Source organism: Sphingobacterium sp. xlx-130 (assembly GCF_011007405.1).
Classification (GTDB): Bacteria; Bacteroidota; Bacteroidia; order Sphingobacteriales; family Sphingobacteriaceae; genus Sphingobacterium; species Sphingobacterium luzhongxinii.
In genome coordinates, this window is sequence record NZ_WFKN01000003.1 from 586,978 (window position 1) to 610,911 (window position 23,934).

Annotated in this window: 17 protein-coding genes and 1 tRNA gene; 7 read left to right on the plus strand and 11 right to left on the minus strand. The window is 39.1% G+C overall.

The window, feature by feature from the left end; all coding sequences use genetic code 11:
• Positions 1-25 precede the first annotated feature (25 nt).
• From G7B18_RS05890 to G7B18_RS05900, 3 genes are all read right to left on the minus strand, one after another.
• On the minus strand, positions 26-1,375 hold the full coding sequence (locus G7B18_RS05890) for a dihydrolipoamide acetyltransferase family protein (RefSeq protein ID WP_164122188.1): 1,350 nt from the start codon (positions 1,373-1,375) through the stop codon (positions 26-28).
• Between the two features lie 100 nt (positions 1,376-1,475).
• Positions 1,476-2,729, minus strand: a complete 1,254-nt coding sequence (locus G7B18_RS05895) for a competence/damage-inducible protein A (RefSeq protein ID WP_164122189.1) — start codon at positions 2,727-2,729, stop codon at positions 1,476-1,478.
• A 105-nt stretch (positions 2,730-2,834) separates the two neighbouring features.
• A complete protein-coding gene (locus G7B18_RS05900) occupies positions 2,835-5,450 on the minus strand; it encodes a putative LPS assembly protein LptD (protein ID WP_240452780.1) in 2,616 nt (871 codons plus the stop codon).
• Between the two features lie 197 nt (positions 5,451-5,647).
• On the opposite strand from G7B18_RS05900, the gene G7B18_RS05905 reads away from it, so the two are divergent.
• The 3 genes from G7B18_RS05905 (at position 5,648) to G7B18_RS05915 (ending at position 7,967) form a co-directional block, all read left to right on the plus strand.
• Positions 5,648-6,457 carry an N-acetylmuramoyl-L-alanine amidase gene (locus tag G7B18_RS05905; RefSeq protein ID WP_164112652.1) on the plus strand — a complete coding sequence of 270 codons (810 nt, stop codon included), beginning with the start codon at positions 5,648-5,650 and terminating at the stop codon, positions 6,455-6,457.
• A 62-nt stretch (positions 6,458-6,519) separates the two neighbouring features.
• Entirely contained in the window at positions 6,520-7,467 is a 948-nt protein-coding gene (locus G7B18_RS05910) for an MlaD family protein (protein WP_164112651.1), read from the plus strand.
• A gap of 158 nt (positions 7,468-7,625) precedes the next feature.
• Entirely contained in the window at positions 7,626-7,967 is a 342-nt protein-coding gene (locus tag G7B18_RS05915; RefSeq protein ID WP_164112650.1) for a DUF4870 domain-containing protein, read from the plus strand.
• Between the two features lie 36 nt (positions 7,968-8,003).
• Here G7B18_RS05915 and G7B18_RS05920 read toward each other — a convergent pair whose 3' ends face one another.
• Both G7B18_RS05920 and G7B18_RS05925 read right to left on the minus strand, forming a co-directional pair.
• Entirely contained in the window at positions 8,004-10,103 is a 2,100-nt protein-coding gene (locus G7B18_RS05920; protein ID WP_164122190.1) for a S9 family peptidase, read from the minus strand.
• 286 nt (positions 10,104-10,389) lie between these two features.
• Positions 10,390-13,329, minus strand: a complete 2,940-nt coding sequence (locus tag G7B18_RS05925) for a M16 family metallopeptidase (protein WP_164122191.1) — start codon at positions 13,327-13,329, stop codon at positions 10,390-10,392.
• 480 nt (positions 13,330-13,809) lie between these two features.
• On the opposite strand from G7B18_RS05925, the gene G7B18_RS05930 reads away from it, so the two are divergent.
• Positions 13,810-14,442: a DUF6266 family protein gene (locus G7B18_RS05930; protein ID WP_164112647.1), complete on the plus strand. Its 633-nt coding sequence runs from the start codon at positions 13,810-13,812 to the stop codon at positions 14,440-14,442.
• A 76-nt stretch (positions 14,443-14,518) separates the two neighbouring features.
• Here the strand turns inward: G7B18_RS05930 and creD are convergent, their stop codons facing one another.
• The 3 genes from creD to G7B18_RS05945 all read right to left on the minus strand — a co-directional run bounded on the left by creD (position 14,519) and on the right by G7B18_RS05945 (position 17,056).
• Positions 14,519-16,009, minus strand: a complete 1,491-nt coding sequence (creD, locus tag G7B18_RS05935) for a cell envelope integrity protein CreD (protein ID WP_240452781.1) — start codon at positions 16,007-16,009, stop codon at positions 14,519-14,521.
• Positions 16,010-16,139: 130 nt separating this feature from the next.
• Positions 16,140-16,439 carry a winged helix-turn-helix domain-containing protein gene (locus tag G7B18_RS05940; RefSeq protein WP_164112646.1) on the minus strand — a complete coding sequence of 100 codons (300 nt, stop codon included), beginning with the start codon at positions 16,437-16,439 and terminating at the stop codon, positions 16,140-16,142.
• Positions 16,436-17,056 carry a hypothetical protein gene (locus tag G7B18_RS05945; protein WP_164112645.1) on the minus strand — a complete coding sequence of 207 codons (621 nt, stop codon included), beginning with the start codon at positions 17,054-17,056 and terminating at the stop codon, positions 16,436-16,438. The genes G7B18_RS05940 and G7B18_RS05945 overlap by 4 nt, the downstream gene beginning before the upstream one ends.
• Positions 17,057-17,379: 323 nt before the next feature.
• On the opposite strand from G7B18_RS05945, the gene G7B18_RS05950 reads away from it, so the two are divergent.
• The 3 genes from G7B18_RS05950 (at position 17,380) to G7B18_RS05960 (ending at position 19,593) form a co-directional block, all read left to right on the plus strand.
• Positions 17,380-17,461 (plus strand) — tRNA-Leu (locus G7B18_RS05950).
• A 72-nt stretch (positions 17,462-17,533) separates the two neighbouring features.
• Positions 17,534-18,871, plus strand: coding sequence for a trigger factor (locus G7B18_RS05955; RefSeq protein WP_164112644.1), 1,338 nt, complete (start codon positions 17,534-17,536; stop codon positions 18,869-18,871).
• A 164-nt stretch (positions 18,872-19,035) separates the two neighbouring features.
• A complete protein-coding gene (locus tag G7B18_RS05960) occupies positions 19,036-19,593 on the plus strand; it encodes a GNAT family N-acetyltransferase (protein ID WP_164112643.1) in 558 nt (185 codons plus the stop codon).
• Here the strand turns inward: G7B18_RS05960 and G7B18_RS05965 are convergent.
• From G7B18_RS05965 to G7B18_RS05975, 3 genes are all read right to left on the minus strand, one after another.
• Complete coding sequence (locus G7B18_RS05965; RefSeq protein ID WP_164122192.1) at positions 19,590-21,059, minus strand: DUF3943 domain-containing protein; 1,470 nt, start codon at positions 21,057-21,059, stop codon at positions 19,590-19,592. The two genes, G7B18_RS05960 and G7B18_RS05965, sit on opposite strands and share 4 nt — an antisense overlap.
• 124 nt (positions 21,060-21,183) lie before the next feature.
• Positions 21,184-21,753, minus strand: a complete 570-nt coding sequence (locus G7B18_RS05970; RefSeq protein WP_164112641.1) for a Crp/Fnr family transcriptional regulator — start codon at positions 21,751-21,753, stop codon at positions 21,184-21,186.
• Complete coding sequence (locus tag G7B18_RS05975) at positions 21,753-23,900, minus strand: prolyl oligopeptidase family serine peptidase (protein ID WP_164112640.1); 2,148 nt, start codon at positions 23,898-23,900, stop codon at positions 21,753-21,755. Before G7B18_RS05975 ends, G7B18_RS05970 begins: the two co-directional genes overlap by 1 nt.
• Positions 23,901-23,934 lie beyond the last annotated feature (34 nt).

A 23,934-nucleotide genomic window follows, 5' to 3' on the forward strand; every position in this document is an offset into this window, starting at 1 on the left:
TAGGCTTTTGTTTCCTTTGCAATTATTAAATCTCTCTTTCCTTATCCCAATTTTCAAGATAGTCTCCTACCCTTTTTAAAAATGTACCTCCTAATGCGCCATCAATAACGCGATGATCATACGACATCGTTAGGTACATCATGTGCCGGATAGCAATAACGTCTCCGTCTGAAGTTTCTAAAACCGCGGGTTTCTTCGTAATTGTCCCTACAGCTAGAATAGCCGCTTGCGGCTGGTTAATTATAGGCATACCAAAAATATTGCCGAAAGCACCGATATTAGTAAAGGTAAATGTCCCCCCCTGCGTATCATCGGGTTTTAATTTATTACCTCTAGCTCGATTAGCCAAATCATTAACGGCTTTACTAATCCCTACCAAACTCAGTTGATCGGCATCTTTGATTACCGGAACAATAAGATTTCCAGAAGGTAATGCAGCTGCCATCCCAACATTAATATGCTTTCTTTTGATAATATTATTCCCATCAACAGAGACATTAATCATCGGAAAATCCTTCAATGCCTTTGTTATCGCTTCAATGATCAATGGTGTAAATGTGATATTTTCACCCTCTCTCTTTTTAAAACTATCTTTAATTTTATTACGCCAATTCACTAGATTAGTCACATCAGCCTCAACCACAGAAAACACGTGCGGAGACGTACGTATACTATTCACCATATGATCTGCTATTAGCCGACGCATACGGTCCATCTCAATGATCTCATCTCCGTTTGTGGCCTTAACTACATCCACAGGTGCAGCAGCACTCCGCACTTCTGCATTCTGAACAGGCACAGAAACTGGGCCTGTAGGCATCGTGTCTTTACCGGCGGCCTTCAACCTTATATAATCCAACACATCCTGCTTCGTCACTCGTCCCTCGGATCCAGACCCAACGATCGCTTCCAACTCCTGTGCAGAAAGTCCCTCTTGTTGGGCAATACTTTTTACCAAAGGTGAATAAAAACGATCTTCCGAAGTACCTCTAGATACCGACGATGATTCTGAATCAGTACGTTCTAATATTTCAATCCCAGCAATTGGATTTTCAGACACAGAAGCTTCAAAAGTAGGAGCTACCATAGGGGCAGTATCCACCGCAGGCGCAATACTATCTTCTTCAACACTACCCTCAATTTCTAATAATGCGATAACATCACCAACCTGTACGACCTGACCTTCTTCAAATAGAATTTCTTTCAGTATACCCTGAACAGGTGAAGGAACCTCGGAGTCTACCTTATCCGTAGCAACTTCAACCACGGTATCATCTTCTTCGATACGATCCCCAACAACTTTCACCCATTTTGTCAATGTAGCTTCAGAAACACTCTCCCCCATCTTTGGAAGTACCAATTTGAATATTCCCATAATTATTTTGTGTTTTATCGTACTAAGTTAGAGAATTAGGAATGAAATCCCTAAAAACAAAATATAATATTTAAAATCATTTTAATAATGAAATTATATTTCAGGATTCAACACTATCCTGCTTATACAATTTCCACAACATATTTAAGGCTTGTCCTATACTACGTTCAATATTTATCTTTCTATCATTTCTAAAATGAAATACCTGCGTAGTAGTTCTAAACTTTCCACTTACCGCAATCCAAACTGTGCCTACCGGCTTGTCTAAAGTTCCGCCTCCAGGCCCCGCTATTCCACTCGTAGCAATACTATATTGCGCCCCACTTAATTGCTTTACCCCTTCGGCCATCTGAATAACGGTCTGTTCGCTAACAGCCCCATATTCACGCAACACTTCTTCTTCAACGCCCAATACCTGTTCTTTGATTCGATTGTGATAAGCCACAACACCACAGTCAAAAACAGCACTCGCCCCGGGTATCGCTGTGATAGAGCCCGCCAAAAGTCCACCGGTACAACTTTCGGCGATAGCTAGACGAAGCCCTGCTTGGGTAAATTCTTCAACAATAGCTTCTTCAATTGTTATATCTTTACGTGCCACCAAGTGATCGGACAAACGTATCCCGATCCGTTCTGCAAATTGATCGGTCTCTGCTTTTAAACTTTCCACATCAGTTCCAACCGCCGACAGCCGGAGTCGCACAGTACCCAATTTAGGAAGATAGGCCAATCGGATATAGGATGGCAATTCATTTTCAATATCTACGATCTTTTCCGCCAAAAAGGACTCCCCAATTCCCATCGTAATCACATGGGCATGATAAATAGCCCCATTAGGCCTATAATTGACCAACTTCGGCATCACCCGGTTTTCCATCAAAAATTTCATTTCAAAAGGAACACCCGGTAAAAACACAAAACATTTACCTTCATGCTCGACCCACATCCCCGGTGCAGTACCTACGTCATTAAAAAGCACCTCACTACATGCCAACACATCAGCTTGTCCATAATTCATAACAGGCATAATACGCCCAGTTTTCTCAAAAATAGACTTGACATGTGACAGGACTATTTCATCCCTTACCAGAGTAGTGTTAAAAAAAGAAGCGATAGTTTCCTTGGTAACATCATCCTTAGTAGGACCTAATCCACCAGTTACTATAATTAAATCAGAACGACCTGCCGCTTCACGCAATATACCATAGATAGCATCTTTACTATCCGAAATAGATGTTATCTGTTGAATAGATATGTGTAAGGAATCCAAGAGCTGCCCAAGCCATGCTGAATTTGTATCAACAATCTGGCCCAGTAGTATCTCATCTCCTATGGTTATAATTTCAGTTTTCATAGTTACAATAAAGTTATGAAGTTATATTAAGTGATGTACGTTATGGAGACGTCTTTTATAAATTACATAACCTTTATCACCCTTTATCACCACTATAACTTTATTTTAATAAGTATAATGGCTATTACGCTTTGTTAATTTCAGATCCTGTAGTACAGAAGCTTTAGCTCTGATCGTAATATTGTAACTCTGATAACGGCCAAATGGCACCCAACCCACAGACATATCCCAACAGTGCAGATCCCGATAAATGGAGAAACGGGTCATAGATACCTCCTTTTGTTTAAAATCATATCCAGAGTTGAATTGAATTTTCCACTTGGGAGTGACATTCACATCACCGTGAAGACCCAATGTCGCCGAGTAATCGCTGCGTTGTCGACGCAGCACCGGATCAAATTTCTTGAAATACTGAAAACTAAACGATCCTGCTAAGTTCCACGGCATATTAAAGTCAACAAAAGCATTAGGGTCGGTACTGATTCGGGCCAGCGCTTCCGACTGTTCCTTCGTTATATTTGGCATACGGTTACGCATCGAATCAATATTGCCATTACGGTTCTTCGAGGCATCCGGATTAAAACTATAATCAAAAGACAAACCGAAGTTCGTCAATCGAGCCAATTTACCATCTTCTATCGTAAAGCGATTTATGCGGGTATTTCTGTCATTTACTTGATAAGGATCAAAAGTTCCGTTAAAGTTCAGGTTTATTTTCTCATTAAATAGTGTCGTCCTACCCGAGAAACTGATTGTAGAGAGCTTCAAAGAGTCCGCCGCAAAATTGTAGTTACCACTAAATGTCAAGCCCTGAAGAATAGGAACTTTCTTAAAGCCTTTACCTGTAGTATCATTTTCCGTACGGATTTTAGCTTCGATATTATTATCTACCGAGAAGCCAATACCCATGGATTTACCCGAAGAAGGCCCTCCAAAAATGGCACCATCAAAGATTGAATACTCAGAAAGACGACCTGCTTGATCGATATAAGATTTATAAAAACCATATTTAGGGTCTGAAAAATCGGGTCTATAGTTAAAGTTGATCGAAGGAGTCACGACATGCCGTACAGCCTCTATCTTACCGATCTTAGGATACCTACCATACACCTTGGTCGACAAACCGCTAGAGAATGAGTAATCATAGGCTCTTCTAAATCCGGAAATTGTATCACGGATATCAACATAACCATTAATCTCGTTATCTAATCCTTTTCGGATAGTCTGCAAGTACCAACGCTCTGTATAATTCACCGAGGAGCTAAATTGAAAATATTTAAACGCATTTAAACTCAGACTGACCGGTATATTGTGTTGAAAGCCGTTTGTAAATTGCTTCAAAGCCTGCTTGGTAAAAAGCACAGAGTCACCAGTCGAAATAGAGTTTCTTCCCTGTAGACTGTACCCCACCGTAATACGTTGATACCATTTCTGCTCCCCTACCCGATCTTTGGAATCAAATGGATTAAATGTAGAAACGTTTAAGGCAAATGTCGGTAACTCTAGATCTACTTTACCTGAAGCCATATCTTGACGATGGCTCAAACTAGACGTAAAATTGACTTTACCATCGGCAAATACCTTACCATAACTGATGGATGAGGACATGTTATTACGTGTCAGCTGATCATAGTCATAGGTACTATTTGCACCCGTATTCTGAAAATAAGAAGCCGTACCAAAATTTACCGAAGCAGAAAAAGAGGTCCCTGGGTTAGCCTCTTGTCGTTGCGTATGGTTCCACGTGACATTAAAATCTTTATTACTCCCATAATTACTGGCTCCTTCTGTACCGACCTTGGTAGAAGCATAGCGAATATTAAACCCTCCACTATATTTATAGTTTACCAAATAATTCGTACGTATGGAAGACTCCCAAGAGCCTTTCGAATAAAAGCTACCACGAATCTCCGAGTCCCAGTAATCATTAAAGGTGAGATACCATCCTAAATCCCGCAAACCGAATCCCCGCGCCACGTCATCCCCAAAAGAAGGAAAGAGAAAACCAGAGGATTTTTTATCTTGCTTTGGAAAGAAACCAAATGGTAAAGCCAAAAACTTCATCGGAATTCCTTGAACGACTAAGTATGACGGCCCAGCAACAATCTGCTTATCCGTAACCACCCCTTTGGTAATATGAATACCAAAATGCGTATGAGGTTCAGGAAGATTACAGGTACTGTACAATGCCTTATGAATAGACATTTCGTCGTAGAGATTCTTTCGTAACACCTTAGCTTGGATAAATCCACCATCCACCTCAGTCATGATTCCAAACGTCTTTCCTTCCTGTGATTTGTAATTATAACGTAGAGAGTCTACGGCCTTCGGTGTATCATTTGGAAACAACACGACAGGTCGTCCCACATATTTTCCATTATGATCGACCACACCACTCGCAAAAAGCACATTTGTATTACGATCCAAACGGATATAATCGGCCGAAAGCTCGAATTCCTGATATTTAACTTTAGCACCTTTATACAGGTGAATAATATTTTTACTTACTTCATTCCAAGAAGAGTCATTGGCAACAATAGTTACTACTGTCTCCAGACCGCTATCCGTTTTCATGACAACAGTATCCTGACCACTTTTGCCCTTGAGATGATTTTTTGTGGTATCGTTGGTTATTAATGTAGTATCCTTCGCATTACTGCTTATAGGTTTCGTAGGGGTGACTTGAGAGAACACTGTAGCTGTTCCTAACCATAGGAACACAGATAAAAGTAAAATACGAGTTAGCGTTTCCAAAGTCGAAATACGAAATATTATTTTAGTCCTAAAAATAAACTATTATCGGCAAAAGTAGTCAAAATCATTAATAAAAGGTTCTTATTTTTATCATATACAATTAAACAACTATCTTTGTCAGTCCGTTATAAAATAGCTAAGACAAAAATGTAAAAAAAACACCGATGAAATTTTTAAATATTGTTAAAAAATTAAGCTTCTCTCTTTTCGCATCATCCGTACTCGTAGCATTCGTTTCCTTTACACCGGTTTCTAATGACCCTCCCGCTTCAAAAAACAAAAAAACATTCACCGTAGTGATTGATCCAGGACATGGTGGTCCTATTCCGGGAGCAGCGGGTCGAAGATCTTTAGAAAAAAATATCGTTTTAGATGTATCTAAAAAGCTTAAAAACGAACTGGAAAATAAACTAGCTATTAATGTCATTTTGACACGTAGTACCGATATAGATGTTCCATTTAAAGAGCGCTCCGAAATAGCTAATAGAAATAATGCTGATATTTTTGTATCCATCCATGCTAACTCCACCAGTCAACGGACGTCTAAAGCTAGTGGTACCGAAACTTTTGTGCTCGGGTTTCACCGGATTTCAGAGCAAGATGTAGCTATACGTGAGAATGCGGACATGTTGCTTCATAACGAAGATAACAGTGATTTGGGGGATTTCGACCCTAAAGACCCATCCAGTTATATTGTATTTAAAGTGATGCGTAGGCAATACCGTGACCGTAGCATTCGACTCGCGTCAATGATGCAACAGGAATATGTTAATTCACGACGTGTCAACAGAGGTGTTAAAGAATTAGGACTAGCCGTACTGGCCAGGGCCTCTATGCCAGCTGTGCTAACAGAAATTGGCTTTATCAACAATTCAGAAGAAGAAAACTACATGTTGTCGGATGAAGGTCAGGCCGAAATCGTGGAAAATCTATTCCAAGCAATAAAAAAATACAAAACATCTACGGAAAAATAAACATTTCTTATATTTAAAGTGTTTATAGGTTGTATTAAGCTAAACCCTTAAATTAACGTATTTTGAAGATATCAAACGAGACTAAAGTAGGCGCATTAACGGCAATAGCAATTGCCTTATTATTTATAGGATATAGTTTTCTGAGAGGAAATGATGTTTTCAGCTCAGATAATATGTTTTATACCGACTATGATAACGTCGATGGTCTCGCAACATCAAAACCCGTTATGGTAAATGGTTATCAGATCGGGCGTGTATCTCGGATGTATCTTATGGACAATGGTAAGATACGTACAGAATTCAAGATAAAAAGTGAGTACAGTATTCCTTCGAATACCATTGCTCGAATCGTTAGCGAAAGTATATTAGGAAGCAAAGTTATTGTCTTTGACTTGGGTAATAGCAGCACCATGGCTCGACATGGTGATCCTTTACAATCGGACGTACAGGCCAATCTAATGGAAAAAGTAGAGCCTCTGCAAAAGAAAATCGAGAACTTAGTCGTAAAGCTAGATTCTGTCCTCAGTGCCGTAAACACAGCCTTAGATGACGAGTTCCAACGCGATTTCAAAAACAGTCTACGTAGCATCTCGGTATCGTTGACCAATATGGAGAAAATAACGCGTGATGTTGAAAGCCTCATGGGTTCTGAACGAATTCGTTTAGCTAAAATCATGCAAAATTTAGAATCCATTACCAGCAACTTTAAAAACAATAACGAAAAGATAAATTCGATCTTGGCCAATCTTGACAATCTCTCGGACGATCTATCCAAGACCGAGATCAAGGCGACCATAGACAATGCCCATCAGGCAATGAAGGACGTTCAGGCCATAACCGGTAAAATAAATCAAGGGGAAGGATCCATCGGCTTGCTTCTCAACGACAAGCAGCTGTATGATAACCTCAATAGTGCATCGGCAAACCTGAATGAACTTGTCCATGATTTAAAAAACAATCCCGGCAAATATTTAAAGATTTCAATTTTTGGCAAGAAGGATACCAAATAATTTATTCAGAAGTTATAAAATTCGCGTATAAACGCGAATTTTATAACTCTCCTCACCCATTTAAATTTGTTATAGCGGAAATATCCCGGTTTTCGGGGAATAAAATGCGTTGTTTTTATGGATAACTTTGCTAAAACAAAAACGATAACTCAAAAGCAATGGACAACACATCGGTAAAAAACAGCGTTCAGGAAGGAAAAAACATAGCAATAATTTCCTATATCACCGTGATAGGATTAATTATAGCCTTTGTAATGAACAAAGACAAAAACAATAACTTTGCAAAATTCCATATCCGTCAAAACATAGGATTATTAATCGTGGGCCTTGTCTCTGGAACTCTACGTGTAGTTCCAGTAGCAGGAGAAACCATCGCTATGATTATCGGTACGATTTTATTAATCTTATGGATTATGGGATTAATATCTGCTTTCAACGGCAGTCAAAAAGAACTTCCATTTGTAGGTCACTTATTTCAAAAATGGTTTAGTACAATATAAAAAAATAAAGGGATCCAAAATGGATCCCTTTATTTTTTATAATGTCTCTTTGAGCCAATCAAAAAACTCACGCTGCCATACCTGCGCATTGTGTCCTGAAAGTACCCAATGATTTTCATCCGGCATATATACCAATCTACTTTTTACCCCCTTCATCTGGGCAGCCTGAAATGCTTCTAGTCCCTGTCCGATAGGTACACGATAATCCTTCCCTCCCTGAAATATCAAAATTGGTGTATTCCATTTATCGACATGTTTGATCGGATTAAAGTCGGTATACGTTTTTTCATTCTTCTTATCCCAATAGGCACCACCTAGATCGTGGTTCGCAAAGAAAAGTTCTTCCGTCGTACCATACCAAGAGGTCATATCAAACAAACCACAGTGCGAAATAAAAGATTTGAAACGTCCTTCATGAACACCGGCCAACATAAATACAGAATATCCGCCATAGCTAGCGCCAATGGCACCAATGCGGGATTTGTCTACATAGCTTTCTTTCGAAAAATCATCAATTGCGGAAAGGTAATCCCGTATAGCTTGTCCTCCCCAATCTTTCGAAATATCTTCATTCCATTTGACACCCCATCCTGGCATTCCTCTACGGTTAGGAAGGATGACAATATATCCCTGAGAGGCCATCAACTGAAAACTCCATCGAAAAGAATAGCCCTGTGTAGTTGCAGATTGAGGTCCTCCCTGACAAAACAACAATGTAGGATATTTCTTGCTAGGGTCAAAGTTTGGCGGATAAATTACCCATGAAAACAAATCCTGTCCATCGGAAGCCTTAGTAAACCTTCCTTCTACCTTCGTTTCATTCAGTCTTGCATAATGCGCATCATTGACTGTAGTCAAGGCACTCAGGTTCTTAGATTTAAAGGCATAGTGATACAACTCCGTAGCCTGCGTCATCTTCGTCGAGCTCACGACCAAACCATCTTTTAACTCCCCAACAATACCAGTGACATCAAATTGGCCGTCGCTGATCTGTTGAATCTTAGGCAATGATCTGACATTAAGATTGGCAGGGACATCAATTGAAAAAAGCTGAACCGTACCCCGGGTCGGGGCCACAAAAAAAATTTTTCGGTTATCTTTACTCCAAACAAAAGAGTTCACAGTTCCATCCCAATGCGCTGTAAGATTTACTTTCTGCGATGATGATGGATCTAATAGGACAATATCATTTTTATCAGCCTCATATCCATCCGTACGCATACTCAACCAAGAAAGGCGTTTACCATCAGGGCTAAACACCGGATTATTATCATACCCCAACATACCTTCGGTCATATTTTTAGTTTGACCCGTAGCGATATCGTATCGGTATATGTCCGTATTTGTACTGGTAGCGTACTCCTTTCCGAATTTCTTCTTGCATACGTACAAAACAGATTTTCCATCAGGGCTCCAGGTAAAATCTTCCACACCACCAAAAGGTGCAGTAGGACTGTAATAAGGTTCATCCTTCAACAGATCTACAGGTTCACCGATCTTACCATCAGAGTAACTAGCAATGAACGGATGATTAAAACGACCATCATTAAAACTATCCCAATGTCTGTAATCCAGATTGTCATAAACATAGATATTTGATTTTGATAGATCCTTATACTTGTCAGTGCTATGATAACTTTTGATCAACACAGACTTACTGAACAGGATATATTTTCCATCCGGCGAAAATTTGACATTCTCCAATCCACCTTCCACATCCGTCAACTGTACTGCATTCCCCCCTTGTAGACTTTTTCTCCAGATCTGACCTTTAAAGGTATAGATCACATCGCCATTGGCAGCAATCGTCAATACAGATTCAGCACCAGTGTCTACAGTAAACTGTTTAACAGATTTGTCGGTCAAAGAAAGAGCAAAGAGATTCTTTTCAGATTTGTTATCTTTCAATGAATAATAGGACACTCCGTACAGCAATGTCTTACCATCGGGACTCAAGCCTTCTGCAGACACACGTCCCAATTCCCACAAATCCATTGCGGTCATATTTTTCTTTCCAAACGATTCCTGTACTTTGGTGGTGATTAGCGATTTATCAAATTCAACTTCTGGCTTTTTTTGTGCTACAGCAGTCACACTTATAAGCAACCCTGCAGCCAACATGGATAATTTGTTCATAACCTTTTCTAATAAGCAAAGGTGCAAGATAAGAAATTATCCCAAGAGTAGTCCAACGGGCGTAAACCACAACTTTAAAATGGGATATAAAGATGCCTTAAAATTAACATGAGGAAGATAGACTTTGATTTATATCATTTGGATAAATTGTTGTAAAATTTTGGTGTCAATAACAAAATAACTTTCATGGCCTTGGAAACAAACGCTTACAAAAAAACGGGCCACTCTTGAGAGAAGTGACCCGTCCATCCATTAATTGAGGTATATGATTAGGTAGTTGTGTACGTTAATATCCAAATATTTCTTGTAAGGATAGCTTCCTAACCTTACCTAGGCTATCCAGATCTTCCTTTTTGAGGCTTGACTCATCAGCTACTATACAATAAATATAAGGTTTTTTGCTAAACTCCTTGCTATGAAAAGCTTTGACATCAGCAAACGTCAACACTGGAATCTTTTCATAAACGGTCTTACGAATATCGGTTTGATTTCCCAGACGCTCTGCGGCAAGATAACTATTCAGAATCCCCGTATTCGTAACACGCTCGCTTGCTATGGACTTCATCAGACTCAGCTTGGCTGTTTCGAACGATTTCGAAGACTCGGGCAATACATTAATAAGCTCGTTCATACCTGATATTGCATCCATGAATTTGTCGGACTGTGTACCGATATAAGCACCAATAGTGTAGTGATTTTCCTTTTTATAAGGTTGACCATAAAAAGCATAAGTCGAATATGCCAACGCCTTAGACTCCCGAATAGTCTGAAACACAATACTCCCCATTCCACCACCAAAGTATGTATTAAATAAAGATACGGTAGGTGTCAAAGCCGTATTATAGCTATCCGAATTTCTAAACCAGAAGATTTCTGCCTGCTTCATATTATAGTTAGAAATTAAAACCTGATTTTCGTTTGTAGGCAACTCTTTGAAAGATGCTCCCACAGGAATAGCCGTAAATGCACCTTTACCATTTTTTAACGCTGGTAAAACCGCTATCATCTGCGCCACTTTCTTAGGTCCGAAATAAAGCACACTGTGCTTGGTCTGTGCCAAATCATGCAATACCTTAACTAGGTCATCCGCCTTCAGTTGATCAAGCTCTGCATCGGTAAAAGTATAATTGAATGGATTTTTTGCACCATATTTTGCATAAGCTTTTAAGCCGTCCATAATAGCTCCTTTATTTTCCTTCGCATTGATACGCGTTTTTTTCAAACGCGCGATATACGCTTCAAAAGCTTCTTGATCGGCTACGCAATTTTTCAAGAGATCCTGAATCAGCTGTACCGAGGGGCCAAAATTACGGTCTAAACCAGCGATAGATACAGTGGTCTCTTCATTCCCGGCAGAAACAGAAAAATCTGTCGCTAGCTTATAAAAAGCTTTACTGAACTGTTCACTACTCTTATCTTTCGTCCCTAAGAACTCAAAATAACCGGCTGCCAATCCTAACAGTCTATTGTTCCACTTACCTAAAGGAAAACGATATACCAGGCTAAACAATTCATTATCCTTATTCTCTACAGCTAACACGTCTACCCCATAAACCGAAGACTTTTGAATGTCTTTGTTATAGTCCAACCACACCGGTTTGATCTCTTCCTCAGGCATCGCATTCACTTTAGTCAAAAATTCAGATTGGGCCTCACGATTGACAGTAACTGGCGTAATCTCTGGCTTGATCACTTTCACGACATTCTCATCCACCCCTTGACGTTTATAGATGGCAACATAGTTTTGATTACTCAGATACTTGTTTGCAAAATCAACAATATCCTTTTTCGTTACCGTCGCTAACCAATCTGTATTGCGTAACTCATTCGACCAATCCAATTCAGAAGTAAACGCCCCCATCAGTTCCTCGGCCCTGTCTTGGTAGCTTTCGTTTCGGGCGATTTGTGCTTTTCGTTCATTATTCACAATAGATGTGATTAAATCTTCCGAGAATTCTCCTTTACGTAGTTTTGCTAATTCAGCCAATAACAATTCCTTGACTTGATCCAAAGACTGTCCTTGCGATGGATTTCCTTGAAGAATCAACATCGAATAGTCTTTTAAGATATAAGGGAATGCGCCTGCGCCCAATAACTTTTGAGATTTCACTAAGTCCAAATCAATTAATCCTGCAGACCCGTTGGTAAGGATGCTTCCTAAAAGATTTAACATTTGTGCATCTTTGCTAGCGGCGCCAGGAAATCTAAATCCCAGGAATAAAAACTCGGCATTGGGTCCTTTTACTTCCTTTAATATAGGACTACTGATCGGCTTTTCTGGATCAAAAGTATAAGGCGGCACCTCTTTAGCTTTCATATAAGAGAATGCTGCTTCTATTTTTTTGATCATTACGTTAGGGTCGAAATCTCCAGACATAATAACCCCCATATTATTCGGGACGTAATAGGTCTCAAAATAAGCTCGAATCGCTTTTAATGATGGATTTTTAAGATGCTCAACTGTTCCTATAACGGTCTGTTGCCCATAATTATTAGTTGGAAATAATCCCTCAAACATCGCCTCGATGGCTTTACGGTTGTCTGTATCCAAACCAATGTTCTTTTCTTCATAGACAGCTTCTAACTCGGTATGAAACAAGCGAAAAACCGGACTTTTAAATCGTTCGGCCTGCACTGCAAGAAACTTATCAACAACATTATTGGGAATATCTTCTATATAAACTGTCTGCTCAAAGGATGTAAAAGCGTTTGTACCCTCTGCGCCCATATGGCTCATAAGCTTATCGTATTCGTTGGCGATAGCATACTTCGCGGCCTCTCCAGATACAGCATCTATTTCTTTATAAATAGCCTTACGCTTCACTTCGTCTTTTGTCGAGTTGTAGGATTCGTATAAACCATCAATTTTATCCAAAAGAGGCTTTTCCTTGGCCCAATCTAATGACCCGTATCGCTCCGTTCCTTTAAACAACAAATGTTCGAGATAATGCGCCAATCCAGTATGGTCTTTGGGATCTGTCTTACTACCTGCTTTAGTAGCGATATACGTTTGAATCCGAGGTTGCTTATTACTAGGACTCAAAATAACAGTCAATCCATTTTGGAGTGTGTAGAACCTGGAGTGTGTAGGATCATTTGACACATACTTGTAGGAATATCCCTCTTCTGATGCCTGTTTCCACTCGTAACTCGTTTGTTGCGCCTTTCCACTTCCAACAGAAGCAAGCAAAAACGCAAACACATAAAAAACTTTAGCTTTCTTCATATTTGTACTTAGCTGAGTTTACATACGCCAAATCGGCCTTCGTGGAGATTTGCGGGTTATGATCAAATTTAAGTTTAATATCATTTACTTCAGCTAAGATGATGATTTTTCGTAAATTTTTCGGCAAAACCCTTAAATCACACAAAAAAAATTAAAAAAATTCTTTTTTAAAGCAATATTTCGTGACTTATTCAGAAACAAACATGAGCAATGCTCGCTAAAACTATATTGCTTTAAAATTAAACTATAAGAGATTAATAAGTTTGTCACTAGTTATATAATAATAGAGATTTTATAGTGTATAAATAGAGGTTTTATAGAGGGTTCATAGAGGTAAATCACTATGAATACACTAGATTCACTCTATGATATTTCAATATAACCATAACTATATGTATATTTAGTAATAATTAATTATAAACTAACACCGGATATGTTTCGAGCGCGGTCTGGATTAGACAATCTTAAAACCAAAAAAAGATGGCAATACTAAAAGACGGAATCAATGGTCCATTCTCCGGAAAAGTAGGAAGTGTTGTAGGTTACGAATTAAATGGGCAGGCAATTATTCGTGGGCTTCCTAATTATGTAAAGCGTAAACCAAGTCCCTTGGCGCTAATAAACCGTAATCGGATGAAGGCCGTATCGAAGTTTTTAGCTCCGATCAATGAGACTATCAAGTTCGGTTATAAGAATTTGGCACCTCCGGGGAGCCGTATCGGAGCTTTTCAAAAGGCACAATCTTATATTTTTAAAACAGCGCTAGAATACAATGAGGATACTATTCCGTATGTCAACCCAGAAAAAGTATTGGTTTTCAGGGGAAATCTCCAGATTCCGATTGTCACTTCATTAAATAGAAATAAGAATAAATTGACAATAGCATGGGAGGCGCAGCGATATCAGGATAAGCACTACAACATACTGTTATTGGCATATGATATCGAAAAAGAGGTTAGTATTTATGACGGAGGAGCAAGCACTATTAGTGGACAACTGGAATGGCAGTTACCCGAACACTTTAGTAAAATAGAACAACTGCATATTTACTTTGGCGTATTAGACATGTTCACCGGAGAAATGTCCGACTCGGTGTACGCAGGCTGCATATAAATCAGTTCCGATTAAAAGCGTCTAATTAGCATCAAGATGTATGTTAAATACATCTTGATGCCTTGTGTTCCTAATCTCATTGCTTATCAAACTGATACCAGTTTATCTTGGTCGAGATACGCATCAGAATCGCAAGGATGATAAATATGCCTATTGTCCCTACGATCAACGAATAATCCCGGAGTTGCATCAAAACGAATATAAACCCATAGAACAAACCAAGAATTCCCATGAATAATAAAGCTGTCCGATTGTCTTTCGTTATCATCTTAATGAATGAAGCAATCAATCCGACGGTAGCAATTGCTGCTAAAAGATAGGCGACATTGAATCCCATATGCTCGGATATGGCTAATAACAACGAGTAGAATAGAACCATGGCCGCTCCAATAAGGATATACTGAATCAGGTGGATACGTTGCTTTTTTATTATCTCCGTAAAGAAAAGGGAGGCAAAGGTGAGTACGATTACTAAAATTCCGTATTTCGCAACGCGAGTTGTCTTTTGATAATTATTAACCTCAGGCAGAAAATTAATCTGCACCATATCCATATCTGTAGCAGCTTCTATACTCGTACTTGCAGCAGCTACTGCGGAAGCCGCAGCATCAGCTGTCCCTACATAAGTATCAAAGTCAGCGTCTGCTAGGGACATCCCAGAAAATCTATATAGCCGAGTATTCGCTCCAGACCATTGCTGAGGAACCTTTCTTCCAAAACTCGGAATATTCCATGAAGCATTAAAATCTTTATCCGATACCTCGCGTGCTTCAGGAAGATAAGCACCATTAAAGCTAGGATTTCCCCAACTTCCTTTCGCTTGTATCAGATTATGATTAGCTAATGGTAAAAAATTAACAGATTTTGAACCTCTTAACTTTACTTTAATCTGAAAGTCTGATTTTGTATCATCTATGTTAGCTAAAGGAACACTGGTTGTCATATTATTATTGAACAAATCAAAGTCCTTTACATTCATAGCTAATGTCAGCTTATCGTTGCCCCACATCACTGCAGGGTTAGAAGACAATCCTTTTACATCCTGTATACCAAATACTAACTGCGCCTCTTTCCACTTTATCTTATCCAACTCCACTGGCAGCTGTTTTGAATCAAACCCGTCAAAAGTTCCCTTTAGAGTAAGTTCCGAATTGTAGACTACTGATTGATAAATACCTCGCTTTAAACTTTCCGGTTTAATTTCTGTCGTTATTTGCGTATTACCAGGTAGCAGAAAGACCCAATCCCTATTAATTTGCTGGACTGTGTAATCTTTGCCCTTACTATCTTTTTCAATGACTTCACTTAGATATTCATAAGGCACTGCCAGTACTGGACTGGATACGACCTGATCTCTACCCCATTTGGCAGCGATTTCCGACGATACCTGCTGTTCCCTATTCTTTCGTTCACTGACCAGATCGTCTATCAATGACATCGGTATCATCATAATTAAAACCAAAATAAAGATGACGAAGAGTTTCAAGATAATTGAATTGCTAATACGTTCGAAGATTGTCATACTTGAACTCGGCAATTGTGGAGGTTTTTGTGATTCATTTTCCATGATTGTTGCTTTTTGTGTGATTAATTATATATTTTTCCTCTTTTATCTGCTTGTACTTATAATTGCAAACTTTCTGTTTAAAGAGAAAGAAAGTACTTTGGTTTTCAAAGTTGATAGGCAAAAAAAAGACCTAGTACTGCTGCTTTATCAAATTTTCTAACGCTGTTAAGTGATTTTCGAAAGCTCTTTGCCCCTTATCAGTCCTAATATATTTCGTATTAGGCTTTCTATCCACAAAACTCTTTTCGACCGTCAAATAGCCTTCCTTTTCTAAACTTTTAAGATTGGACGCTAGATTACCATCTGTCACCTGTAACAGCTCTTTCAGAGAATTGAAATCGTAATACTCGTTCGCAACCAATACGCCCATGATCTGCAAACGAACACGGTTCTCTAATACTTTATCATATAGGGATAAATCTAAACTCACTTTTCGTAACGTTGATGAACAATAACGCCATAAATAATATGCAATACGCCGAAACCTATCGCCCAAAACCAAAGACCATAACCAGGAAAGCATAGTGCTAGTAATCCCAAAAGAATATCCATAATACCTAGCCATCTCGCCTCTTTAAAGGTAAAGGTGCTGGCTGCGCTTAAAGCTAAACCGTAAAAAATAAGCAGTGAGGACGCAACCATACCGTAATCTCCTCTATACACAAGTATAATAGAAAGTATTCCGCCAGTTAGCAAAGGTACCAGCATCGTAGCCAATAATGCTTTGCTGGTGGCATTCCAAATCGCTTGCTTGTTCTTCTTCGCTTTGTGCTTGGCCATTAGGAATCCTGTCACAACAGAACACAGCAGCACGAGCGCTGCAATAAGGATCAACTTATTTATAATACCGTAATCCGTTATATAATTATCTCTATACCTAAAATCACTACGAACACCATATACAGTAATATAACCGAAAAATGCCCCTATTAAGGCATAACTTCCAATAAGAATACCAGAAAGTCCACTTATGGACATAAACTTCGATGATCGCTCCATCAGAGAGCGAATCTGTCCTATTTCCTTAATTATATCTTGACGCCCCATAAAAGTACTTTGATATTCAAAGTAACATAGAAAATATCAATGCTGCAAATATTTTTTTCGAAAAAAAGCGCGATCCCTCAATAAATCCTTTCCACTAGACGTTCTTCTTATCCCCCATAAATACATATATCTCCCCCTTTTTACCCATTATTCCTCTTGATTCTTCTCGAAATGAAATTTCAGTTTGATTTTTTTTAAAAAAAATCAAACTGAATCATAGGCTGTTATCTAAAATAAATATTATTTACAGTGTTTTTTTATAAAAAAGGCTTGACAAATATCGTTTTGAGTTCTATCTTTGTAGCACAAAAGAAATCCTAACTGCGGAAGTGGCGTAATTGGTAGCCGCACCAGACTTAGGATCTGGCGCCGCAAGGCGTGGGGGTTCGAGTCCCTTCTTCCGCACTTGATATCCTCCCGACCAAAAGACATCGGGAGGATTTTTTTTATAATGCGAAAATAACGCTTAAGAGAAGTATGAACATTTCACATCAGAAAACCGATGACATCAGCGCTAAAATTACCGTTGATTTAGCACCAGAAGATTATAATCCAGCAGTCGACAAAGCGATTAAAGATCAAGCAAAAAAAGCAAAATTACCTGGTTTCCGTCCTGGATTGGTTCCTGTCGGCCATATCAGACGTACCTATGGTAAAGCTATCTTGTTGGATGAAATCAACCGCGTTGTAAATGAAAAAATCTCCGCATATATTACAGAGCAAAAACTAGAAGTACTAGGCCAGCCTCTTCCTGTAGAAGGCGAAGATGACACCAAATACAATTGGGATTTTAAAGATACGTTCAATTTCAATTACGAAATCGGTCTTGCTCCTATTTTCGACATTCCTTTCTCTGGAGAAACTGAATTTACAGAGTATGATATTAAGGCTGACGAAGCGACTTTGCTAGAACGTACTAAAAACCTACGTCGTAGCTATGGAAAAATGACCAATCCAGAAGTATCTGAAGAAGGTGATGTATTGTACGCTACTTTAAAACAGGAAAAAGAAGAGGGTATCGAAAAAACAACTTCAATCCGTACAGATATAATTGAAGACGCTAAAATCAAGAAATCTCTTGTAGGCTTAAAGAAAGATGATAGCGTAAAAATCGATATTAAAAAGGCATTTAAAGTCGCTGATATCGCACGTATCCTTGGTATTACAGAAGAAGAAACTGAAAACCTTGACGTTACTAATTTTGAACTTACTGTTCAAAACATTAACCGTCTTGAAGAAGCAGATTTGAACCAGGAGTTCTTTGATAAATTGTTCCCTGCTGGAGAAGTAACTACAGAAGAACAATTTAATGAAAAGGTTAAAGAAGAAGTAGAAAACTTATTCAAACAGAACTCTGCACAAAAGTTACGTAATGATATGTATACTTTTGGTATGGATAAAGTAGAAGCTAAATTCCCTGAGGAATTCTTAAAAAGATGGCTACAGGCTACAAACCCGAACCTCTCTCCAGCAGAAATCGAAGAAGGTTTTGCAGACTTCTTGAATAACCTGAAATGGACAATTATCGAAAACCGTATTGTTACAGCGAATAATCTTGAGGTTAAATATGATGAGGTCGTTGATCTAGCGAAAGAGCGTATCTACGGACAGATCAAAATGTACAACATCAACGAAGAGCCTACTGACGAACAATTAGGTCAGTTTGCAATGCAACTTCTATCTGACAGAGAGCAGGCAAACCGCTTATTCGAAGAAGTGAAAGCTCTTAAAGTGTTTGATCATCTAAAAACAACTGTTAAGACAAAATCTAAAAAAATAGATTACGATAAATTCGAGAAATTAGAAGAGAAATAGTAATCTTTACATATAAAAAAAGGGTTAACAGTTATATGTTAACCCTTTTTTTTTGTGAGAGTATCCGTTTTAAAGGACATCAATAACTTTTATCTCTGTTGGTGATTCAATGGAATCATGAAAGTTTTTTTAACTTCATCATTTATATTTTAAACCCTATAACAATGCATATCCGTAAAGCAAAAAAAGAGGATGCCCCGCAGATTGCCGAATTGATGATATTGGCGATGACTGAAATCGTCTATCAGTTTATTGGCCAGGAAGACTTGGAAGAAGGGAAAAGGTTTCTGTGCGACCTCATACAGAAACAGAATAATCAATACTCCTACCAATACATATTCGTTGCTGAAAATGACGACGAAATAATGGGACAGATCTGCCTCTATCCTGGGGGCCAGTTACGGACACTTCGTCAACCGGTATTGGATCGCATCAAAGAAAATTATCACATTGATTATCAACCTGCGGATGAGACACAAGAGGGTGAGATATACATAGACACGATAGCAGTAAGTCCTCAGGCTCAAGGAAAAGGTATTGGTAGATTCTTGATAGAATTTGTCATTAAAGAATTTGTAAACAAAAGGAAGGATACGCTGGGGCTTTTAGTAGATTGCGATAATCCAAATGCCAAACGGCTCTATGAAAAGATGGGGTTTGTTGTCAAAAACAATCTATCTGTATTTGGCAAAAAGATGGATCATATGCAATATGAACCTTAGAATTGAATATTGTAGCCGATAGAAATGGATCCAAAGGGATATTCCCGATGAAAATCGGGATACTTTTCATCTCTAAACTTTCCTTCCAACGAAAAATAACCGGATCTCAAATTAATAGACCACCTTTTGAAGACACGAAGGCTAGCTTCTACAGTTCCTGCATGTAGGATATAATGTGAGGGGGTACCGCTGATCGTATAAAAAACACCTCCATTGTAATCGGCAGTAAACAATAATCTATTTAATACGCTAAGATCTCCCCTAAATCGATAAGATGCCCCTGACCCGTAGTTGTAGTTACGACTGGCACCATATAACAGGTATGGGTCCGGTACTGCCGCCAATAACACGGCACCAACGCCCATACTAAGATTTAACTTATTCTGGCTTTTATAAGTAAATTCGGATAACCAATTGTAGTTCAGACTTTGTGCTCCATAGAAAAAGGCATCATTATTATAAACATCATAATGCGCATTCAAAGACCCATAATGTTCTCCCTTTTTTGATTTAAAGAATTTAGCACCATAAAGTAATGCATGGACATTGATCGCATTGATAAACGTACTGTCGCCATTACCAGCTTCTAAATTTACGGAGAACTGATCAAAAGGACGCTTATAATTATGATCGCCGTTACTATACTTAAATCGTAGGCGCGTGTAAAAAGAGTCTTTTCCCTTAGACAGAAAGTCTCCTTCTTTGGCATCAAATCGTCTAAAGCCTGCATCAATCTCTGCACTGATAACAGAAGAGTCGACTGTATAATAGTCGTCTACACGCTTGCCCCATTTTCCATCCAGCAATCGATTTAGGCTATTTACCGGATTTACTAAAAGGGCTACAATTTCATTGCCTATCACATTATTCCCGTTTCGACTTCTAGCTAAAATGTTCCGGGAAACCCGATGAGTCATCTCCCCAAGGATAATCCCCCCAAAAGTAGTATTGACCAAATCATTAATGGATGGACTTTGGGTCTCTCCTGCGGTCTCCCAAATATAGGAGCCCGCCAATGTAGCTATGCTGGATTGGTAAAAGTTATACCCATTACTTCGAAAAGCATTAAAATATATCTGTCCATGGTAAGGATGATCAATCTGATTTGTCGTAAATTGATTATCATCCCAATCCCAAGCACTAAACCGCTGATGGTCTATAAAGTTCTTAAATGAAATGTATGAATAGGGATCTTTGGTAATGAAACGATTAAAAGTAGCGGGAAATGCCTGTGCTAAAAACCATTCAGTACCTGCTCTCCAAAAATGCTTAGGACGTTGTGGGTTGAGGATTTCCCGTGTGGTATCCTGAAAACTAACTGGAACGGGTTTCCATAACTTTATCGATGTTAACGCGGAATCTAATAAAGGTCGAGAAAGGGAATCGATGTTTCCAAAAAAACTGCCCGCCCAAACTAAACTGGAACATATCGTAAGTAAAACGAACAAGAATAAATATTTTCTCATCGGAATAGACGTTTTCAATTAACCTTCAAGATTGCAAATAGACAATGCTATAACCGAAACAATCTTCAAAATACATTGTTTTTGCATATCGATAAAAATATACAATAGTTGGAGTAGAGAAGAATTAAAACTCGGCTCTCAACTTACTCAAAAACTCAGGTGTGATACCAATATAGGATGCCACCGATTTTTGGGGTATCGTGTTGATCAATGTTGGATACATCGTGCAGAACTTCTCATACCTCACTTTGGCCGGAAGGCTAAGGTAATTAATGGTACGGTGATTACTAGCCGCGAGGGCATTCTCGGTAAGAATTCTAAAATAACGTTCCAGCTTAGGTATACGGTCAAAGATACTTAGCTGACAGGACCGGCTTAATAACAAAACCTTCGTATCCAAAAGCGCATCTATATTTAATTCGCTGGGTGTATTTTTAACAAAAGAATACATATCTGATATCCACCAATTGGCAGGGGCAAATTGCAAAATATGTTCAAAGCCATTCCGGTCTACAGCATAAGAGCGTAAGCATCCCTCGATCACAAAAGCCGAATATTGTGCGACTTCGCCTGCTCGGTGCAAAAATTGCTTACGCTGTAAAGTCTTCTCACGAATGAGTTCTTCTACAATAGCCTCTTCGTCCTTGGTCAAAGGCGTAATGCCATTTATATGTTGAATAAGTTGGTCTACCATTATTTTATTTCTTGGTAACTAACTCCCATATTCTGAAACATAAAAGCCCATTTATCGGCATGTTCGGCGATCTGCATGGCAGTAGACTTGCCTGCTCCATGTCCTGCATTGGTATCGATACGAATCAAAACGGGATTTTGTCCTACATTGTACTCCTGTAACCGGGCCGCAAATTTGAAAGAGTGGGCCGGTACCACGCGATCATCGTGATCGGCTGTCATTACCATTGTTGCAGGATAGGATGTATTGGGTTTTAAAGCATGGTATGGGGAATATTTATAAAGATATTCAAACATCTCTTTACTATCATCGGCGGTACCGTAGTCGAATGCCCATCCTGCTCCTGCGGTAAATTTGTGGTAACGCAACATATCTAATACTCCTACCGCCGGAAACGCGACTTTAAACAACTCCGGTCGCTGGGTCATACATGCGCCTACCAGCAATCCACCATTTGATCCTCCCGCGATCGCTAGCTTTTCGGACGAAGTGTATTTCTCCTTAATAAGGTACTCGCTTGCTGCTATAAAATCGTCAAACACATTTTGCTTGTTCAATTTCGTTCCTGCAACGTGCCAGTTCTCACCATACTCGCCCCCTCCTCTTAAATTAGCGACAGCATATACGCCTCCTTGTTCGAGTAGGATAATATTAGCTGTACTAAAGGCTGGACTAAGACTAATATTAAATCCTCCGTAACCGTACAGCATAGTTGGATTCTTACCATCCAAATTTGTACCCTTTTTATAAGTAATGATCATCGGTACTTTTGTACCATCTTTCGAAGTATAAAAAACCTGCTTTGACTCATATTGTTCAGGATCAAATTTGACATTAGACTTCTTGTACACATCTGATTTGCCTGAAGCAATGTCGTAACTATAGATGGTTCCTGGATTTATATAGGAAGTAAAGGTATAATATAGCGTCTTATCTTCCTTTTTGGCTCCAAATCCATTTGCTGTACCTACTCCCGGAAGGGTAATTTCCCGTTCTATTTTTCCGTTACGATCAAATTGCTTGACCAATGAGGTAGCATCTTTTAAATAGGATGCAAAGATCTTTCCTCCTCCTATAGAGGGGCTTAATACATTATCGGTCTCTGGAATTAAGTCTTTCCATGTAGCGGGCTTCGGATTAGCCAACACCGTCTCTACGATCTTACCGTTAGGCGCACCTAACTCGGTATAAAGAATAAGTCGATCGCCGTCATTGTCTAGAATGGCATGGTTCTTCTCAAAATTATCCACAATTGTGATGAAGCCTGCTGCTGGATTTGTAAGATCTTTAACATACAGCTCGTTACCCGATGTTGTATTGGCAGCTGTAACGATCAAAAAACGCTCATCCTCTGTCAATCCAGCCCCCACATATCTTCTCGGTGTCTTGACTCCGCCAAAGATCAATTCATCTGTGGATTGCGCGGTGTTTAACTTATGAAAATAAAGCTTGTGCTGATCTGTCATCGCAGACAGCGCGGAGCCAGATTTAGGTTTATCGTATGAACTGTAATAAAACCCGTCATTGCCCCTCCAGGCTAAACCGCTGAATTTAACATCGATCAATGTATCTCCGACGACTGTTTTATCTGCAGCACGTAAGACAATGACTTTACGCCAATCGGAGCCGCCTTCCGAGATCTGATAAGCGACCAAGGAACCGTCTTTACTGAATGAAATATCGGCCAATGAGGTCGTGCCGTCTGCCGAAAATTTGTTCGGATCCAAGAATACCTCTTCTGTCCCTTTATCTCCTTTTTTACGGTATAATACAGATTGATTTTGTAAACCGTCATTTTTATAGAAATAGGTGTATTCCCCCTCTTCAAAGGGTGCTGAGTACTTTTCATAGTTCCACAACTTTTCTAGGCGTTGCGTAATCGCCTGACGAAAGGGAATCTGCCCAAGGTATGCTTGAGTTACTTCATTTTCAGCTGTGACCCAAGCCTTGGTTTTGGCAGACATATCGTCTTCTAGCCAGCGATAGGGGTCTTCAACAGTAATACCGAAGTAGGTATCCTTTTGGTCTATTTTCTCAGTCTTTGGATAGAGCGTTGTTGTAATATCTTTCACGGGGTCAATCTTTTTATTTTGTTGACAAGCTACGAATGCCATAGATAGCATTATAAAACCAATATTTTTCTTCATAATTGATTGCTATTTATTCCAAAACTAATGAAAT

Excerpts from the sequence above, each read along its gene's own strand:
- G7B18_RS05920 (WP_164122190.1), bottom strand. The coding sequence starts at position 10,103 with ATGAACAAATTATCCATGTTGGCTGCAGGGTTGCTTATAAGTGTGACT.
- G7B18_RS05955 (WP_164112644.1), top strand. The coding sequence starts at position 17,534 with ATGAACATTTCACATCAGAAAACCGATGACATCAGCGCTAAAATTACC.
- G7B18_RS05905 (WP_164112652.1), top strand. The coding sequence starts at position 5,648 with ATGAAATTTTTAAATATTGTTAAAAAATTAAGCTTCTCTCTTTTCGCA.
- G7B18_RS05965 (WP_164122192.1), bottom strand. The coding sequence starts at position 21,059 with ATGAGAAAATATTTATTCTTGTTCGTTTTACTTACGATATGTTCCAGT.
- G7B18_RS05970 (WP_164112641.1), bottom strand. The coding sequence starts at position 21,753 with ATGGTAGACCAACTTATTCAACATATAAATGGCATTACGCCTTTGACC.
- G7B18_RS05895 (WP_164122189.1), bottom strand. The coding sequence starts at position 2,729 with ATGAAAACTGAAATTATAACCATAGGAGATGAGATACTACTGGGCCAG.
- G7B18_RS05915 (WP_164112650.1), top strand. The coding sequence starts at position 7,626 with ATGGACAACACATCGGTAAAAAACAGCGTTCAGGAAGGAAAAAACATA.
- G7B18_RS05960 (WP_164112643.1), top strand. The coding sequence starts at position 19,036 with ATGCATATCCGTAAAGCAAAAAAAGAGGATGCCCCGCAGATTGCCGAA.
- G7B18_RS05945 (WP_164112645.1), bottom strand. The coding sequence starts at position 17,056 with ATGGGGCGTCAAGATATAATTAAGGAAATAGGACAGATTCGCTCTCTG.
- creD (WP_240452781.1), bottom strand. The coding sequence starts at position 16,009 with ATGGAAAATGAATCACAAAAACCTCCACAATTGCCGAGTTCAAGTATG.
- G7B18_RS05930 (WP_164112647.1), top strand. The coding sequence starts at position 13,810 with ATGGCAATACTAAAAGACGGAATCAATGGTCCATTCTCCGGAAAAGTA.
- G7B18_RS05890 (WP_164122188.1), bottom strand. The coding sequence starts at position 1,375 with ATGGGAATATTCAAATTGGTACTTCCAAAGATGGGGGAGAGTGTTTCT.
- G7B18_RS05975 (WP_164112640.1), bottom strand. The coding sequence starts at position 23,900 with ATGAAGAAAAATATTGGTTTTATAATGCTATCTATGGCATTCGTAGCT.
- G7B18_RS05925 (WP_164122191.1), bottom strand. The coding sequence starts at position 13,329 with ATGAAGAAAGCTAAAGTTTTTTATGTGTTTGCGTTTTTGCTTGCTTCT.